Consider the following 16,437-nt stretch of genomic DNA (forward strand, 5'->3'; position numbering starts at 1 on the left):
GCATGAATGCGACCGAGGGGGCCGATCCGTTCGGGACGGCGCGACTGCGGCGCGGCGTGCTCGACGCCTGGGGTTCGGGTCCCGCCCGTTTCCGGGAGGACGCCAACGCCGAGGAGGACCTCGTCCTCGGCGGCTACCGCGACCGGCTGGTCGTCGAGCTGGCCCAGAACGCCGCCGACGCCGCGGCCCGCGCGGGCGCCCCCGGCCGGCTCCGGCTCACCCTGCACGCGGCGTCCGGCGACGGCCCCGCCGTCCTGGCCGCCGCCAACACCGGTGCCCCCCTCGACGCGACCGGCGTCGAGTCGCTGAGCACGCTGCGTGCCTCGGCCAAGCGCGAGGGCCACGAGTCGGCCGTCGGCCGCTTCGGCGTCGGCTTCGCCGCGGTGCTGGCCGTCAGCGACGAGCCCGCCGTCATCGGGCGCCACGGAGGTGTCCGCTGGTCCCTGGCGGAGGCCCGCGACCTCGCGCGGCAGGCGGCCGTCGGCAGTCCGGGCCTCGGTGACGAGCTGCGCCGCCGTGACGGACACGTCCCGCTCCTCCGGCTTCCGCTGCCCGCCGAGGGCGGTGCCCCCGACGGCTACGACACGGTCGTCGTCCTCCCGCTCCGCGACGGTGTGGCCGAGGACCTCGTGGGCAGGCTGCTCGACGGGGTGGACGACGCGCTGCTCCTGACGCTGCCGGGCCTGGCCGAGGTCGTCATCGAAACCCCCGACGGCGTGCGGACGCTGGGACGCTCGCAGCACGGGCCGTACGTCCACGTCGACGACTCCGCGCACGGTCTGCACCGCTGGCGCACCGTCGCCGCGAGCGGCCCCCTGGAGCCCGGGCTGCTCGCCGACCGGCCCGTCGAGGAACGGCTGCGGCCCCACTGGTCCGTCACGTGGGCGGTGCCGGTGGACGGCGACGGCGCGCCCCAGCACCCCCGTACGGCGCCCGTGGTGCACGCGCCGACCCCCACCGACGAACCCCTCGGGGTCCCGGCCCTGCTGATCGCCTCGCTGCCGCTCGACACCACCCGCCGCCACCCCGCCCCCGGCCCGCTGACCGATTTCCTCGTGGAGCGGGCGGCCGACGCGTACGCGCGGCTGCTCGCCGAGTGGGAGCCCGTGTCCGTCGCCACGATCGCGCTGGCCCCGGGCGTGCTCGGCAAGGGGCAGCTCGACGGCGCGCTGCGCGCCGCGATCCTGGAGCGGCTGCCCCGGGTCGCGTTCCTGGAGCCCGCCGCGCCCCGCGACCCCTCCGAGTCCGCCGCGCAGTGGGACGACTGGGACGGTGGCGGTGCCCCGCAGCAGGCGACGACCGCACTGCGGCCGGTGGAGGCCGAGGTGGTCGAGGGCGTGGGCGCCGAGACCGTGCGGGTCCTGGCCGAGGTCCTGCCCTGCCTGCTCCCCGCCGGGCTGGAACGCCGGGTGGAGCTGCGCACGCTCGGCGTCGCCCGGGTCCCGCTGACCGAGGCCATCGACCGGCTGGCCGGCCTGGAGCGCGACCCGGAGTGGTGGCGGCGGCTGTACGACAGCCTGGGCGGCGTCGATCCCGACCGGCTCACGGGTCTGCCCGTACCCCTCGCCGGCCCGGCGGACGCCCCGCGCACCACCATCGGACCCCGCCAGGTCCTCCTGCCGCTGCCCGACGCGCCGACCGGGCCGGTGCTCGGCCGGCTGGCCAGGCTCGGGCTGAAGGTGGCCCATCCGGATGCCGCGCACCCGCTGCTGGAGAAGCTGGGCGCCCTGCCCGCCACGCCGCGTGCGGTGCTGGGGACCCCGCAGGTCCGGGCCGCCGTCGCGGGTTCGCTGGACGCGGGCGAGGTGTGGGACGAGGAGGCGCTGGACGGCGACGAGCTGGCGGAGACCGTCCTCACGCTCGTGCGGGACGCGGACCTCGCGCCGGGTGACGAGCCCTGGCTGGCCGCGCTCGCCCTGCCCGACGAGGACGGCGAGCCCGCGCCGGCGGGTGAACTCGTGCTGCCGGGAAGCCCGTTCGCCCAGGTGATGCGCGAGGGCGAACTCGCCCTGTGCGACGAGGAGCTGGCCGGACGCTGGGGCGAGCAGCCCCTGACCGCCTGCGGGGTGCTGGCCACCTTCGCGCTCGTACGGGCCGCCGACGTCGTCCTGGACCCGGACGAACTGGAGCCCCGGGACGGCGACTTCGCCGAGCCGGACGACGCCGGGCTGCTCGACGCCGTCGACGTGTGGTGCGAGGACGTCCTGGACCAGCTCCCGGACACCCCGGTGCCGCCGGTCGCCACCGAGCTCGTCGCCGTACGCGACCTGGACCTCGTCGACGACGACGCGTGGCCGCAGGCTCTCGCGATGCTGGCCGAGCCCCCGCTGCGCGACGCGCTGACCCAGCCGGTGCGGGTGCTGCTCCCGGACGGCACCACGCAGTCCGTGCGGCCCTACACGGCGTGGTGGCTGCGCGACCACCCGGTGCTGGACGGCCGCCGTCCGGCGGGCCTGCGCGCGGCGGGCGGGGACCCGCGCCTGGCGGGCCTCTACGACGCCGTGGACGCGACGGGCTTCGACGACGCGCAGGTGCTGCGGGCGCTCGGGGTCCGGACGTCGGTGGCGGCGCTCCTGGACGAGCCGGGCGGCGCGGCGGAGCTGCTGAGCCGGCTCGCGGACGAGGAGCGTCCCGTGGGCCCCGTACAGCTCCACTCGCTCTACACGGCGCTCGCCGAGATGGATCCCGAACAGGTCACGCTGCCGGACGAGTTGCGGGCCGTGGTCGACGACGAGGTGCGGGTGGTCGACGCGGCGGACGCCCTGATCGCGGACGCCCCGGACCTGCTGCCCCTGAGCGGCGGGCTTCCACTCCTGCCGGTCGCCCCGGCGCGTGCGGCCGAGCTGGCCGAGATGCTCCAGGTGCGGCGGCTCGGCGAGAGCGTGGAGGCCGCGGTGACGACGGAGGGCGAGGAGCACCGGGTGCCCGACTCCGTGCGCATCCTGCTCGGCGCGGGGACCCCCGAGGCGTACGTGGAGCATTCCGAGCTGCGGGCCGGAGGCACGGAGCTGGACTGGCGGCGCACCCCGGACGGCGTGGTGCACGCCGCCACGCTGGAGGGCGTGGCGGCCGGGCTCGCGTGGGCGGCAGGTCAGTGGCCGCGCCGCTTCGAGGTGGCCGCGCTGCTGGAGGACCCGTCCCGTACGGAGGAGCTGGCCCGGGACCGCTGGTTCGACTGATTCATGTGATCTTCACAGAAAAGTCGTCCGGGCATACAACCATTCACATGTGAAACCTGTCTGGTCTGTCGAGTCACCAGACTCGCAGACCACACGGGGACCGCCAGTCTCAGGACTTGCCACGGACCCCCTTCTCCACTGGGGAACACATGCGTATTCGCGCCACTGTCGCCGCGGTTTCCGGCGCCCTGGCTCTGTCCGCCCTCGCCGTGCCGGCGGCGCAGGCGGACGGCACGGCCGTTCCGAATCTGCACAAGCCCACCGCGGCCGACGTGTTCGGCATCACCGCGAACAAGGCCCCCCGCGCGTCCGCGCGTGCCGCCTCGGCGCTGCCGGTGATCTCGAAGGTCGTCGTCAACGGCGGCAAGGACATCACCGTCGGCACGACGGCCGCGAAGAAGTTCACCGTCTCCGTCACCGCCTCGCACGCGTCCGGCGTGTCCGACGCCTACGTCGACCTGTGGCACGGCACGAACGTCGACAACGACATCGACGGTCTGCTGATGCCCAACGAGGACGTGGCGTCCTGCAAGAGCTCCAACGCCACCACCGCCACCTGCACGCTGACGATCACGGCGTACCCCGGCGACGACCTGTACAAGAACGCCCTGGCCGGCACCTGGCACGTCTCCGCCGGTGCGCTCGCCGCCGACCAGAGCGCGGTCGCGTACACCGACTTCTACTCCACGGCCCGCGTCCAGCGTGTCTCCCGGATCACCGTCAACGCCGCGCCCGAGCCCGTCAAGAAGGGCAAGACCATCACGGTCACCGGCAAGCTGTCGCGTGCCAACTGGGAGGACTTCGCCTACCACGGCTACGCGGGTCAGCCCGTCAAGCTGCAGTTCCGCAAGAAGACCAGCAGCACCTACAGCACCGTCAAGACCATCAAGACCAACAGCACCGGCGCGCTGAAGACCACCGTCACGGCGTCGGTCGACGGCTACTGGCGCTACAGCTTCGCCGGCACCTCCACCACCCCGACCGTCACGGCCGCGGGTGACTTCGTCGACGTGAAGTAGCGAGAAGGCACACCCTCGCGGATCTACGTGGGAAAGCGGCGGCCGACCAGCCTCCAGGCGAGCTCCAGGACGGCCGCCGCTGCCACCGCGATCCCGACCGCCGTCCACGGGGTGGTCATGCCCACGAGCCGCAGCGCGAAGAAGTCCTGGAGCCACGGCACCGACAGCACGATCAGGAAGCACAGCCCCATCGCGGCGACGAGGACGACCCGCCACCAGGTGTACGGGCGGGCGATGATCGCCAGGACCCACATCGAGACCAGGAACAGCGTGAGTGTGGCCGCGCTGGTCTCCGCCTCCAGGGCTCCCGGCCCGCGGTACATGTGCCGGGCCACCAGATACGTCGCGAAGGTGGCGGCCGCGGCGATGATCCCGGACGGGACCGAGTACCGCATGACCCGGCGCACGAAGTGCGGCCGGGCCCGCTCCTTGTTGGGGGCCAGCGCCAGGAAGAACGCCGGGACGCCGATGGTGAGCGTCGAGAGCAGCGTGAGGTGGCGCGGCAGGAACGGGTACTCCACCTGGAAGCAGACCACGAGGATCGCCAGCAGCACCGAGTAGACGGTCTTCGTCAGGAACAGGGTGGCGACCCGGGTGATGTTGCCGATGACCCGGCGGCCCTCGGCCACGACCGAGGGGAGCGTGGCGAAGCTGTTGTCGAGCAGCACGATCTGGGCCACCGCCCGGGTCGCCTCGGAGCCGGAGCCCATGGAGACCCCGATGTCGGCGTCCTTCAGGGCGAGTACGTCGTTGACGCCGTCGCCGGTCATCGCGACCGTGTGCCCGCGTGACTGGAGGGCCGCGACCATGTCGCGCTTCTGCTGTGGGGTGACCCGGCCGAAGACCGCGTTGCGTTCGATCTCCGCCGCCATGGCGTCCCGTTCGGCGGGAAGCCGACGGGCGTCGAGAGGGTGTTCGGCGCCGGGCATCCCCAGCTTCTGGGCGACCGCGCCCACGGAGACGGCGTTGTCACCGGAGATGACCTTGGCGTCGACGTTCTGGTCCGCGAAGTAGGCCAGGGTCTCCCCGGCGTCCGGCCGCAGCCGCTGTTCCAGGACGACGAGCGCCGTGGGCACGGCCCCCGCGGCCGGGTCGGGGGCGCCCAGCTCGGCGTGCGCACGGGCGAGCAGCAGGACGCGCAGGCCCTGTTCGTTGAGGCGGCCGGTGTCCGCGAGTGCGGGGTCGTCGGCGGGGAGAAGCACGTCGGGCGCGCCGAGCAGCCAGGCGGACACCCCTCCACCGGTCTCGGTGAAGGCCGCTCCGCTGTACTTGCGGGCCGAGGAGAACGGCAGGGCCTCGGTGACGGCCCAGCCCACGTCGTCCGGGTGGGCGTCGATGATGGCCTGCAGGCTGGCGTTCGGGCGGCGGTCGGAGGCCCCGAGCGCGGCCAGGACACGGTGCACGTACGCCGTGTCGGAGCCGTTCAGCGGGCGGACCTCGGTGACGTCCATGCCGCCCTCGGTGAGGGTGCCGGTCTTGTCCAGGCAGACCACGTCGACCCGGGCCAGGCCCTCGATGGCGGGCAGTTCCTGCACGAGGCACTGCTTGCGGCCGAGCCTGATGACGCCGATCGCGAAGGCGACCGAGGTGAGCAGGACCAGTCCCTCGGGGATGATCGGGACGATGCCGCCGATGGTGCGGGCGATCGAGTCCTTGAAATTGTCGTTCTTGACGACCAGCTGGCTGATGATCAGCCCGGTCGCCGTCGGCACCATCATCCACGTGACGTACTTGAGGATCGTGCTGATGCCGCTGCGCAGTTCGGAACGGACGAGGGTGAAGCGGGAGGCCTCCTCGGCGAGCTGCGCAGCGTAGGCCTCGCGGCCGACCTTGGTGGCCGTGAACGCCCCGCCGCCCGCGACGACGAAGCTGCCGGACATCACGGGGTCGCCCGGCCGTTTGACGACGGGGTCGGCCTCGCCGGTCAGGAGCGACTCGTCGATCTCCAGGCTGTCGGCCTCGGCGACGGTGCCGTCGACGACCGCCTTGTCCCCGGGGCCGAGCTCGATCAGGTCGCCGAGGACGATCTCGGAGACGGACACCTCGGCGGAGATCCCGTCCCGCCGCACGGACGGTCTCGCCTCGCCGATCACCGCGAGACCGTCCAGGGTCTTCTTGGCCCGCCACTCCTGGATGATGCCGATGCCCGTGTTCGCGATGATCACGTAGCCGAAGAGGCTGTCCTGGATGGGCGCGACGATGAGTGAGATCACCCAGAGCACGCCGATGATCAGGTTGAACCGGGTGAAGACGTTCGCGCGGACGATCTCGGCGACGGAGCGGGACGAGCGGACGGGTACGTCGTTGACCTCGCCCCGGGCGACCCGTTCGGCCACCTGGGCCGTCGTCAGGCCGCCCGCCGGGACGGCCACCTCGGAGGCAGGTACGGGTTCCGGTTTCTCGCCGGAGGAGTCGAGTGCCCGCTGAGTCATGATTCCGACCGTACGGGCGGAACGCGTGGTTCACCCGCCGGGAGCCGGAAGATCCGACCGGGGGAGGAGAGGGACGGCCCGGGGGCCTGCGGGTCGGCCGGGGGGATGCCGTAGGGGCGGCGGGCGTGTGCCGGGGCCCGGAGAGTCAGTGCTGAGCGGTGTCCGGGCCGGCGGCCGCCTGCGCGGCGGCCCGCTTGATCGCGGCGTCGCGTCCCCGGACGTACCAGATGCCGATCAGGCCCAGTCCGGCGCCGGCCAGGCAGACCCAGATCCACCAGGCGTGTCCGCGGTCGTCGAACCAGCCGTAGAAGGGGACCTGCACGAGGAAGAGGACGAACCAGAGGATCGTGCCGCCGGTGATGGTGGCGACGACCGGGCCCTCCAGGGGCTCGGGTGCCTCGTGCTTCGGTGTCCACTTCTCCATGCGGTCAGTCTAAGGGCCCGGCCCGTCACCACCGGCGGGCTCAGGGACTCAAGGGCCGGGCCCCGGCCCGAGAGCCGCACGGCCAGTCGGCGCAAGGGTCTACGCGCGGAGATAGCGATCTTTGCCTTATGTATTCATACTGAATCTGCTTATGGATGACTCAATTCATTCGTGTGAACATCCAAGTCTGACTGTATTTAATCCCCCCTCGATGCACGACTGAAGGTCATACATGTCCTCCTCGGCCACCGCTCCGGTCGGTCAGCCTCAGGGGCCGCAGCAGTCGCTCGGCTCCCTCGATCGCTTCTTCAAGATCTCCGAGCGGGGGTCGACCGTCGCGCGCGAGATCCGCGGCGGGTTCGCCACGTTCTTCGCCATGGCGTACATCATCGTGCTGAACCCGATCATCCTCGGCAGCGCGAAGGACATGTACGGGCACCAGCTCCAGGGGGGCCAGCTCGTCACGGCCACCGTGCTGGCGGCCGCGTTCTCCACGCTCCTGATGGGTGTCATCGGCAACGTGCCGATCGCGCTCGCCGCAGGTCTCGGCGTCAACACCGTCGTCGCCCTCCAGCTCGCCCCCCGGATGAGCTGGGCCGACGCCATGGGCATGGTCGTGCTCGCGGGCATCGTCGTGATGCTGCTGGTCGCGACCGGGCTGCGGGAACGCGTGATGAACGCCGTGCCGCGGTCCCTCCGCAAGGGCATCGCGATCGGCATCGGCCTGTTCGTGCTGCTGGTCGGTCTGGTCGACTCGGGCTTCGTCTCCCGCATCCCCGACGCCGCGCACACCACCGTGCCGCTGCAGCTCGGCAACGACGGTCACCTCCACGGCTGGCCCGTGCTGGTCTTCATCCTCGGCACGCTGCTGACCCTCGGCCTGATCGTGCGCAAGGTGTCCGGCGCGATCCTGATCTCCATCGTCGCCATGACGGTGGTGGCGCTGGTCATCGACGCCGTCGCGGACCTGCCGGCCGAGGCCTGGGGCCTGACCGTCCCGAAGTGGCCCGGCAATCCCGTGTCGTCCCCGGACTTCGGCCTGATCGGCCACGTCAGCCTGTTCGGCGGCTTCCACAAGGTCGGGGTGGTGACCGGCGTCCTCTTCGTCTTCACCGTGCTGCTGTCCTGCTTCTTCGACGCGATGGGCACCATCCTCGGTGTCGGCGACGAGGCGAAGCTGATGGACAAGGACGGCAACTTCCCGGGCATCAACCGGGTCCTGCTGGTCGACGGTGTCGCCGTCGCAGCGGGCGGTCTGAGCTCCTCCTCGGCGTCGACGTGCTTCGTGGAGTCCACGGCGGGCGTCGGCGAAGGGGCCCGTACCGGGCTGGCGAGCGTGGTGAGCGGGCTGCTCTTCACGGTGGCGCTGTTCCTGACGCCCCTGGCGACGATGGTCCCCTCGCAGGCGGCCACTCCGGCCCTGGTCGCGGTCGGGTTCCTGATCCTCGCGGGCAATGTGCGGGACGTGGACTGGAGCGACATGACGCTCGCGGTCCCGGCCTTCCTCGCGATGCTGATGATGCCGTTCACGTACTCGATCACCAACGGCATCGGCATCGGCTGCATCGCCTTCAGCGTGATGCGCCTGGTGGCGGGACGCGGGCGTGAGGTGCCGGTCGCCATGTACGTGGTGTCCGCGGTCTTCGTCTTCTACTACGCGATGCCGGGGCTCGGCCTCACGTAGGCGCGTGCGGACGCGTCCACCCCTACGGGGCGGAACTCCGTCAGGTGACCCGGTCGGCCGGGTCCGGGTGACGGGGATCCGCCCCGTAGAACTTCTCCGTCTCGTCGACGGCCGCGTGGAAGCGTTCGTCGAAATCGTCGCGTACGAGCGTCCTGACCACGTAGTCCTGGACGGTCATGCCGCGTCTGGCGGCGTGCCGGCGGAGCCGCTCGAGCAGCTCACCGTCTATGCGCAGGCTGAGCACTGTCGATCCCATGCCAAGCAGGGTCGCGGCACGGATGGCCGTTCCGGGGCGGTTTCCGGCCCATACTCACTCGTTCGGGTGATCAGTTTCTCGCGCGTGTACCACCCGGTTGGTATTTAGCAGAGCTAATGAGTTACGCTAATGAACATGCCTGACCTGATCCACGACGGCGAAAGTGCCGCCGCCGTGAGCTCCCTTCGCTCCGCCGTGATGCTGCTGGGCCGTCGCCTGAAGCACCAGCGAGTCGACGAGTCGCTGAGCCCCACCGAGATGTCGGTGCTCGGCACTCTGGCCCGTTGCGGATCGGCCACTCCCGGTGAGCTGGCCCGCAAGGAGCACGTGCAGCCCCCGTCGATGACCCGCATCGTCGCGCTGCTGGAAGCCAAGGGCCTGGTCAGACTGGAACCGCACCCCGACGACCGTCGGCAGAAGATGGTCAGCCGGACCGAGCAGGCGGAAGCCATGCTCGCCGAGAGCCGCTCCAAGCGGAACGCCTGGCTGGCCAACCTCGCCGAGGGCCTGGACGAGGAGGAGTGGGCGACGCTGCGGGCCGCAGCGCCCGTGCTGGAGAAGCTCGCCCACCTGTGATCCCAGGCGTGGCACCCGGGCCGGCAGCCCGCGGCGCCCACGTCCACATCCCCGTCAGTCCGAACGACGTATACGCCCGAGGAGGCGAACCCTTTTGAGTACGGGATCCGGAGCAGACTCCGCCCCCGCACCGACATCCGCCCACGAGAGCAAGACCGGCGGGACCTTCTCGTCGCTGAAGATACGCAACTACCGCCTGTTCGCCACGGGCGCCGTGATCTCCAACACCGGTACCTGGATGTCCCGCATCACGCAGGACTGGCTCGTCCTGAGCCTCACCGGGTCCGCGGCCGCCGTCGGTATCACCACGGCCCTCCAGTTCCTCCCGATGCTGCTCTTCGGCCTGTACGGAGGCGTCATCGCCGACCGGCTCCCGAAGCGGCGGCTGCTGCTCATCAGCCAGGCGGCGCTCGGCCTGTGCGGCATCGCACTCGCCGCCCTCACCCTTTCGGGCGTCGTCCAGGTCTGGCACGTCTATCTGATCGCGTTCCTGCTCGGCATGGTGACGGTCGTCGACAACCCCGCGCGCCAGTCGTTCGTGTCCGAGATGGTCGGTCCCGCGCAGCTGCGCAACGCCGTCAGTCTGAACTCGGCCAACTTCCAGTCCGCCCGGCTCATCGGCCCCGCCGTCGCCGGTGTCCTCATCACCACGGTCGGCAGCGGCTGGGCGTTCCTTCTGAACGGCCTGTCGTTCGCCGCGCCGCTCGTCGGACTGCTGATGATGCGGACGAGCGAGCTTCACCCGTCCGTGACCGTCAAGCGTGCCAAGGGGCAGCTTCGCGAGGGGTTGCGTTACGTGTCGGGCAGACCTGATCTGATCTGGCCGATCGTCCTGGTCGGCTTCGTCGGCACGTTCGGCTTCAACTTCCCGATCTGGCTGACCGCCTTCGCGGACGACATCTTCCGCGGCGGTGCCGGGCTGTACTCGTTCTTCAACATCCTGATGGCGTCCGGCTCCCTGGTCGGAGCCCTGTTGGCCGCCCGGCGCCGCTCCTCGCGGCTGCGGATGCTGGTGGGCGCGGGCACCGTGTTCGGCGTCCTGGAGGTCGCCGCGTCGCTGTCGCCGTCCGTCTGGCTGTTCTCGCTGCTGCTGGTCCCGATCGGCATGCTGGGCCTGACGACCAACATCATCGCCAACACGAGCGTCCAGATGGCCGCGGACCCGGAGATGCGGGGCCGGGTGATGAGCCTCTACATGATGGTCTTCGCCGGGGGTACGCCGGTGGGCGCCCCGATCGTCGGCTGGATCAGCGACACCTACGGCGCCCGGACCGGTATGGCGGTCGGCGGGACGATCTCGATGCTGGCCGCGCTCGGCGTCGGCTTCGCCCTGACCCGCGTCGGCGGCCTGCGCCTCAAGGTCGACCTGCGCCCGGGCCGCCCGCACGTGCGGTTCGTCCCGCGCGAACAGCTGGCCACGGCCGCCTGAGCACCGCCCTCGTACGCCGCCCCCTCCCCGCCGGAGGGGGCGGCGTTCTCGCGTTCAGTCGCGGGGGAAGTCGCCCGTCTCCAGCGTGAGGCCCACGACCGTGCCGGTGAGATCGACTGCCGAGCCGAAATCGAGGCTCAGCAGACTGCGGTATTCGTCGTCCTTGGGAAGCGTGTGAAGGTGCCACGTGCCGGTGTACGGGTCGGCGATGAGGTACACCGGCACGCCCGCGGTGGCGTATGTGGCTTTCTTGGAGCCGTAGTCGTTGGCGGCCGTGTCCTTGGAGATCACCTCGGCGACGAACTCGATGTCCTGGTAGCGCCAGTGGCCCTTGGCATCCTTGACCGCGCCTTCCGAGAGAGCCACCACGTCGGAGGCGAACCCGTTGAGACGTCCCGGGAAGTCGATCCGCACGTCCGTCTTCAACTGCTGTCGCGAATAGGCGGTGCGCAGTTGCTCCAAGAGGTCGAAGATGATCTCCCAGTGCGTGTCCCGCTGCGGCGACATGTAGATGTTCCCCTCGACGATCTCTACCTTGAATCCCTCGGGGGTGGGCTCAAGCCACTCGAACATCATGTCCAGGGTGCGCTCGTCGCTGGTGTCGGCCATCTCGATCCTGTCGTCGACGACGGTCATCGTGCCGCTCCTCCCCGCTGCCGCACGGCGCGGGTAGCCGCGTAGTACAACGATAGGCCCGGCCCCCCGGACACGTAGGGACGCTGGGACACTCGCCGCATGAGCAGCCAGAGACTCTTCGCCGCCGTCCTGCCGCCGGAGCCCGCCGCCGACGAACTGGCCGGGGCCGTCGCCGCGCTGCACGCGCTGCCCGGGGCCGGGGACCTGCGCTGGACGGCCCGTGCGGGCTGGCACTACACGCTGGCCTTCCTCGGGAACGTCGACGAGGAACTGCTGCCGGACCTCCTCACCCGGCTGGAGCGCGCCGCGCACCGGACCGAGCCCTTCCCGCTCCGGATCCACGGCGGCGGACGCTTCGACGGGCGGGCGCTGTGGGCGGGAGCCGCCGGCGGCCTCGACACGCTCCGGCTGCTGGCCGGACGCGCCCATGCCGCCGCCCGCAAGGCCGGGGTGGCGATGGAGGAGCACCGGCACTACACCCCGCACCTCACCCTGGCCCGCAGCCGGGTCAACGCCGACCTCACTCCGTTCGCGGCCGCGCTGGAGGACTTCGAGGGCGTGCGCTGGCAGGCGGGCGAACTCGCGCTCGTACGCAGCAACCTGCCCGTCGCAGGGGTACCGGGTGAGCAGCCGCGTTACGAGGTGGTGCGGGCCTGGCGACTGGGGCGGTGAGCGGGACGGCTAGGCTCCTCGCGTGGACCCGAAGACCAGAAACCGCATCATGGCGGCCGTGCTCGTGCTGATGTTCGTCCTCGTCGCGGCGGCGGCCGCCCTCGGGGGCTGAGCCCGCCGGGGACGGCCGCCGCCCACCGTGTCCTACCAGGCGAAGTTCTCCGGCGACGGACCCGGGCCCGGGAAGATCTCGTCCAGGGCGGACAGCACCTCGTCGGACAGCTCCAGTTCCACCGCGCGCAGGGCGGAGTCGAGCTGTTCGCGGGTGCGCGGGCCGGAGATCGGGCCGGTGACGCCGGGCCGGGTCAGCAGCCAGGCGAGGCCGGTTTCGCCCGGCTCCAGGCCGTGCTTCTCCAGCAGGTCCTCGTAGGCCTGGACGCGCGCCCGTACCGCCGGGTCGGCCAGTGCGTCGGCGGACCGGCCGGAGGTGGACCGGGCGCCGCCGCCCTCGCGTTCCTTGCGGATCGCGCCGCCGAGCAGACCGCCGTTCAGCGGTGACCAGGGGATGACCCCGAGGCCGTACTCCTGGGAGGCCGGGATGACCTCCATCTCGGCGCCGCGCTGCATCAGGTTGTAGATGCACTGCTCGCTGACCAGGCCGTAGCTGCCGCGCTGCCGGGCACGCTCGTTGGCCTGGGCGATCTTGTAGCCCGAGAAGTTGGACGAGCCGGCGTAGAGGATCTTGCCCTGCTGGATCAGGACGTCGATGGCCTGCCAGATCTCGTCGATCGGGGTGGACCTGTCGACGTGGTGGAACTGGTACAGGTCGATGTGGTCCGTCTGCAGGCGCTTGAGGCTCGCGTCGACGGCCCGGCGGATGTTCAGGGCGGACAGCTTGTCGTGGTTGGGCCACGCCTCGCCGTCGGCCCCCATGTTGCCGTAGACCTTGGTGGCGAGCACGACCTTGTCGCGGCGCTCGCCGCCCTGCGCGAACCAGGTGCCGAGGATCTCCTCGGTGCGGCCCTTGTTCTCGCCCCAGCCGTAGACGTTCGCGGTGTCGAAGAAGTTGACTCCCGCCTCCAGGGCGGCGTCCATGAGGGCGTGGCTGTCGCTCTCGTTGGTCTGGGGGCCGAAGTTCATCGTCCCCAGGACGAGGCGGCTGACCTTGAGTCCGGTGCGTCCGAGCTGCGTGTACTTCATGGAGCCCAAGCCAACTCCTTCGAGCGGGCTCGAAGCAAGGGTGACTCGGTCGGGGTTCCTCGCGGTCACATCCAGAGGATGTCCTGCGCCGTCGCGACGGGCGGCTTGTCCAGCCCGACCGATGCGGCAATGCCGGCGGAGAGCCCGATGGCGAGGGTGACGGTGACGGCGGCCGCGTTGGCCAGACGGATAAAGCGCATGGTGACGATTTCCTTCCAGATGTACCGCTTGGCGGCGAGCGGGGGCGATAGTTTCCTGCCGCACGGGCCGACTCACCGCAGTGAGGTCGTGTCGTCCGGTGCCCATAGCCAAGCTGCAGCTCGGGCGGCCAGGAAGAGCGGAAAGGTGGACTGAAAGGGTCCTGGACGGTTGAGTCCAGACGCGGATTTCGCGGCCCACGCCGAGCTACGGGAAGAACCTGTTCGGGCCGTGGAACGAGGGGGCTATGGACGGGGCCCCCGTGCTCAGGAGTCGAGCCTCGCGGAGCCCAGATGCTTTCAGCATGCGGCCGCAGACCTCCGCCGCATGCTTTTCGGCCAGATCCCATCGTTCAGACACGATGAAGAAGCCCAGGGTGAAGAGGTGGTCGGACCTGTGATGCACTGCGAGGTGCTCAACCCGGGCGTGGTAATCGGCTCTCAGGCCGGCCCGCATCAACGCACGTATATCCGCCGGAACTTCTGCTGGGGCGAGCATTTCGACATGCGCGTGGACGAGGTGCATCTGTCCAAGATCTCAATGTCTGGGCAACTTGCCGACCATATGGGAAGGCCCGTTCCGGCACAGGACTCTTTGGGCCTCTCCTCAGGATCAGGCGTGAATTAGCTAGGGATTAACGTGTGGTTCCTGTAATGATCTCTACACAAACATGTGCCAGGAGTGACCGGGGGGACAACCAACGTGCTGACGACTCTGGGGCTGGAGAAGACCGTTGAGACCGTTTACCGAGGGATGCTGACGCAGCCGGATCTGGGTGTCCTCGCTCTAGCGGCAGAGTTGGGCCTCACCGAGAGCGCGACGCGAGACGCGCTGGACGAGCTGAGCGAACTTTGCCTGGTGCGGCCGTCCGCCGAGAGTACGGGTCGTCTGCGCGCGGTCTCACCGGACATCGGGATGGAAATCCTCATGGCTCGTCAGCAGGCCGAACTGGCGGCGCAGCAGCAGCGTCTGGAAACGTCCCGGGCCGCAGCGGCTCAGCTCATATCGGAGTATGCGGAGCTCCGCCCTGCGACCGCCGAGCCGGGAGTCGAGCAACTTGTGGGTCTGGACCGCATACGGGACCGTCTCATCACCTTCACACGCGAAGCACGGTGCGAGGTCCTGGCGTTCTCCCCCAACAGTCATCTGCCCCAGGACGCGATCGACGCAGCCCGTCCGCTCAATGCGGAGGTGCTGGGGCGGGGTGTGCGCATGCGCACGATCTATCTGGAGAGCGTCCGTAACAGCCGGTTGTCCATCGACCATGCCAACTGGCTTGCTTCCATAGGCGGTCAGGTGCGTACGGCAGCCACGCTGCCGACGCGGATGATCATTTTCGACGGAGCGGCGGCGGTGATTCCAGTCAGTAGTGATGACACCGCAGCCGGGGCGGTGGTGCTGACGGGACAAGGCACCCTGTCCGCATTGTCCGCCCTGTTCGAGTCGACGTGGGCTGCGGCGCTGCCGCTCTCCGACGTTCCTGTGGCAGGTGCGGGCGGTTTGACGGCTCAGCAGTCCACGGCTGTGAAACTGCTCGCCAGGGGACTTACCGACGAGGCGATAGCCAAGCGGCTCGGTGTGTCGCCCCGTACGGCGCGGCGGATCGCCACCGATCTCATGGAGCGGCTCGGAGCCCGCAGCCGCTTCGAAGCGGGAGTTCTGGCGGTTCAGAGGAACTGGCTACCCGCACACAGCTGACCGTCCGGCCGGGCGTGGGCTGTGGCCGCCACCGAAATTCGCTCCTGCTCCTTCCTGATGCGCGAAACCCTCACGGGCTTCGCGCATCTTTGTGTCCAGCCCGCTGGGGCAAGAGTGCGGACCGTACCGGCCGCGGCCGATACGGGCCAGTGAATCGGCCTTCTGCATGTCTCTGAGCTGGGCAATTGTTGTCCCAGCAAACGAGGGAACGCTGCCGGGGATCTACCCGGCAGCGCCCCGGGACCACCTCTGGGGGAAGCCTTCCCCGCCCCGCCAGAACCTCGGCCGTTCCACACACCTGGAGTATTGCCATGCCCATGACCACCCGTTCTCCCCTCCGCTGCGTGATCGCCGCGTCCGTGGCCCTCGCCGCAACCGGTGTAGTTCTGGCGGGTGCGACGGTCGCTCAGGCCGACTCGCCGGCCCCGATCGCAGTGAGCGACACCGGTAGCCCCGGCCAGGGGCCGTATCTCGCGGTGCCGGCGGAGCGACAGGGGCTGGCGCGGTCGGCCTCCGCCATGGCTCCCGAGATCACGCGATCCGCCGTGATCAGCAGAGCGAAGAGCTGGGTCGGCCTCGGCCTGGACTACGACCAGGGCGGCTCCTACCAGAACTACAGGACCGACTGCTCCGGTTACGTCTCCATGGCGTGGAAGCTCTCGGCGTCGCTGGCCACCAACACGTTCGCCGCCAACGGGGTCACCGAGACCATAACCAAGGGCGAACTGAAGGCTGGTGACGCGCTTCTGGACGACGACGCCGGCAACGGCGGCCACGTTGTGCTGTTCGAGAAGTGGGCGGATTCCTCCAAGTCCTCCTACATGGGGCTGGAGTTCTCCGGTACCGGCGTCCACTACCGGGAGATTCCCTACCCCTACTTCTCCGGCAACAACCCGGAGGACTACGTCCCGGTACGAAACAAGTCGGTGATCGACGATGCTCCGGTGCGTAGGGCGACGCATGATTTCACGGGTGACAACATGGATGATCTGCTCGGTGTGGATGCGGATGACCAGTTGAATCTGTACCGGAATTCCGGGAGTGGTTCTTTCTCGGGTTCGGTGGTCGGGGGTGGTTGGGGTTCGATGGTTCAG

14 protein-coding genes and 1 pseudogene are annotated in these 16,437 nt (G+C 70.1%); 9 read left to right on the forward strand and 6 right to left on the reverse strand.

What is annotated here, in order from left to right; genetic code table 11:
• Nucleotides 1–2 precede the first annotated feature (2 nt).
• Nucleotides 3–3,179 carry a sacsin N-terminal ATP-binding-like domain-containing protein gene (locus tag ACFYY2_RS04810; protein ID WP_388737074.1) on the forward strand — a complete coding sequence of 1,059 codons (3,177 nt, stop codon included), beginning with the start codon at nt 3–5 and terminating at the stop codon, nt 3,177–3,179.
• Between the two features lie 149 nt (nt 3,180–3,328).
• The gene (locus ACFYY2_RS04815) at nt 3,329–4,198 is read left to right on the forward strand and encodes a DUF5707 domain-containing protein (protein WP_388737076.1); all 870 of its coding nucleotides are present in this window, start codon (nt 3,329–3,331) and stop codon (nt 4,196–4,198) included.
• A gap of 23 nt (nt 4,199–4,221) precedes the next feature.
• Here ACFYY2_RS04815 and ACFYY2_RS04820 read toward each other — a convergent pair whose 3' ends face one another.
• Both ACFYY2_RS04820 and ACFYY2_RS04825 read right to left on the reverse strand, forming a co-directional pair.
• Entirely contained in the window at nt 4,222–6,630 is a 2,409-nt protein-coding gene (locus ACFYY2_RS04820; protein ID WP_388737079.1) for an HAD-IC family P-type ATPase, read from the reverse strand.
• Nucleotides 6,631–6,775: 145 nt separating this feature from the next.
• On the reverse strand, nt 6,776–7,054 hold the full coding sequence (locus ACFYY2_RS04825) for a DUF2530 domain-containing protein (protein WP_388737081.1): 279 nt from the start codon (nt 7,052–7,054) through the stop codon (nt 6,776–6,778).
• 232 nt (nt 7,055–7,286) lie between these two features.
• Between ACFYY2_RS04825 and ACFYY2_RS04830 the strand changes: the two genes are divergently transcribed.
• Nucleotides 7,287–8,738, forward strand: a complete 1,452-nt coding sequence (locus ACFYY2_RS04830; RefSeq protein WP_388737084.1) for an NCS2 family permease — start codon at nt 7,287–7,289, stop codon at nt 8,736–8,738.
• A 40-nt stretch (nt 8,739–8,778) separates the two neighbouring features.
• On the opposite strand, the gene ACFYY2_RS04835 is transcribed toward ACFYY2_RS04830, so the two are convergent.
• Nucleotides 8,779–8,994 carry a hypothetical protein gene (locus tag ACFYY2_RS04835; protein ID WP_327116011.1) on the reverse strand — a complete coding sequence of 72 codons (216 nt, stop codon included), beginning with the start codon at nt 8,992–8,994 and terminating at the stop codon, nt 8,779–8,781.
• Nucleotides 8,995–9,129: 135 nt separating this feature from the next.
• Here ACFYY2_RS04835 and ACFYY2_RS04840 point away from each other — a divergent pair, with 135 nt between their 5' ends.
• Nucleotides 9,130–9,570, forward strand: a complete 441-nt coding sequence (locus ACFYY2_RS04840) for a MarR family winged helix-turn-helix transcriptional regulator (protein ID WP_388737087.1) — start codon at nt 9,130–9,132, stop codon at nt 9,568–9,570.
• A gap of 94 nt (nt 9,571–9,664) precedes the next feature.
• Nucleotides 9,665–10,999, forward strand: a complete 1,335-nt coding sequence (locus tag ACFYY2_RS04845; protein ID WP_388737090.1) for an MFS transporter — start codon at nt 9,665–9,667, stop codon at nt 10,997–10,999.
• Nucleotides 11,000–11,053: 54 nt separating this feature from the next.
• Here the strand turns inward: ACFYY2_RS04845 and ACFYY2_RS04850 are convergent, their stop codons facing one another.
• Nucleotides 11,054–11,635 (reverse strand): Uma2 family endonuclease, encoded by a 582-nt coding sequence (locus ACFYY2_RS04850; RefSeq protein WP_388737093.1) that lies wholly within the window; start codon nt 11,633–11,635, stop codon nt 11,054–11,056.
• A 99-nt stretch (nt 11,636–11,734) separates the two neighbouring features.
• On the opposite strand from ACFYY2_RS04850, the gene thpR reads away from it, so the two are divergent.
• Nucleotides 11,735–12,307 carry an RNA 2',3'-cyclic phosphodiesterase gene (gene thpR, locus ACFYY2_RS04855; RefSeq protein ID WP_388737095.1) on the forward strand — a complete coding sequence of 191 codons (573 nt, stop codon included), beginning with the start codon at nt 11,735–11,737 and terminating at the stop codon, nt 12,305–12,307.
• Between the two features lie 144 nt (nt 12,308–12,451).
• Here thpR and ACFYY2_RS04860 read toward each other — a convergent pair whose 3' ends face one another.
• Both ACFYY2_RS04860 and ACFYY2_RS04865 read right to left on the reverse strand, forming a co-directional pair.
• Nucleotides 12,452–13,447, reverse strand: a complete 996-nt coding sequence (locus ACFYY2_RS04860; RefSeq protein ID WP_388737098.1) for an aldo/keto reductase — start codon at nt 13,445–13,447, stop codon at nt 12,452–12,454.
• 65 nt (nt 13,448–13,512) lie between these two features.
• Nucleotides 13,513–13,647: a hypothetical protein gene (locus ACFYY2_RS04865; protein WP_388737100.1), complete on the reverse strand. Its 135-nt coding sequence runs from the start codon at nt 13,645–13,647 to the stop codon at nt 13,513–13,515.
• Between the two features lie 325 nt (nt 13,648–13,972).
• On the opposite strand from ACFYY2_RS04865, the gene ACFYY2_RS04870 reads away from it, so the two are divergent.
• From ACFYY2_RS04870 to ACFYY2_RS04880, 3 genes and pseudogenes are all read left to right on the forward strand, one after another.
• Nucleotides 13,973–14,272 carry a hypothetical protein gene (locus ACFYY2_RS04870; protein ID WP_388737102.1) on the forward strand — a complete coding sequence of 100 codons (300 nt, stop codon included), beginning with the start codon at nt 13,973–13,975 and terminating at the stop codon, nt 14,270–14,272.
• A 75-nt stretch (nt 14,273–14,347) separates the two neighbouring features.
• Nucleotides 14,348–15,343, forward strand: a complete 996-nt coding sequence (locus ACFYY2_RS04875; protein ID WP_388737105.1) for a helix-turn-helix domain-containing protein — start codon at nt 14,348–14,350, stop codon at nt 15,341–15,343.
• 311 nt (nt 15,344–15,654) lie between these two features.
• Nucleotides 15,655–16,437: pseudogene (locus ACFYY2_RS04880) on the forward strand (hypothetical protein); the annotation flags it as partial.

Origin of the sequence: Streptomyces sp. NPDC001822 (genome assembly GCF_042892135.1) — a bacterium.
GTDB lineage: Bacteria > Actinomycetota > Actinomycetes > Streptomycetales > Streptomycetaceae > Streptomyces.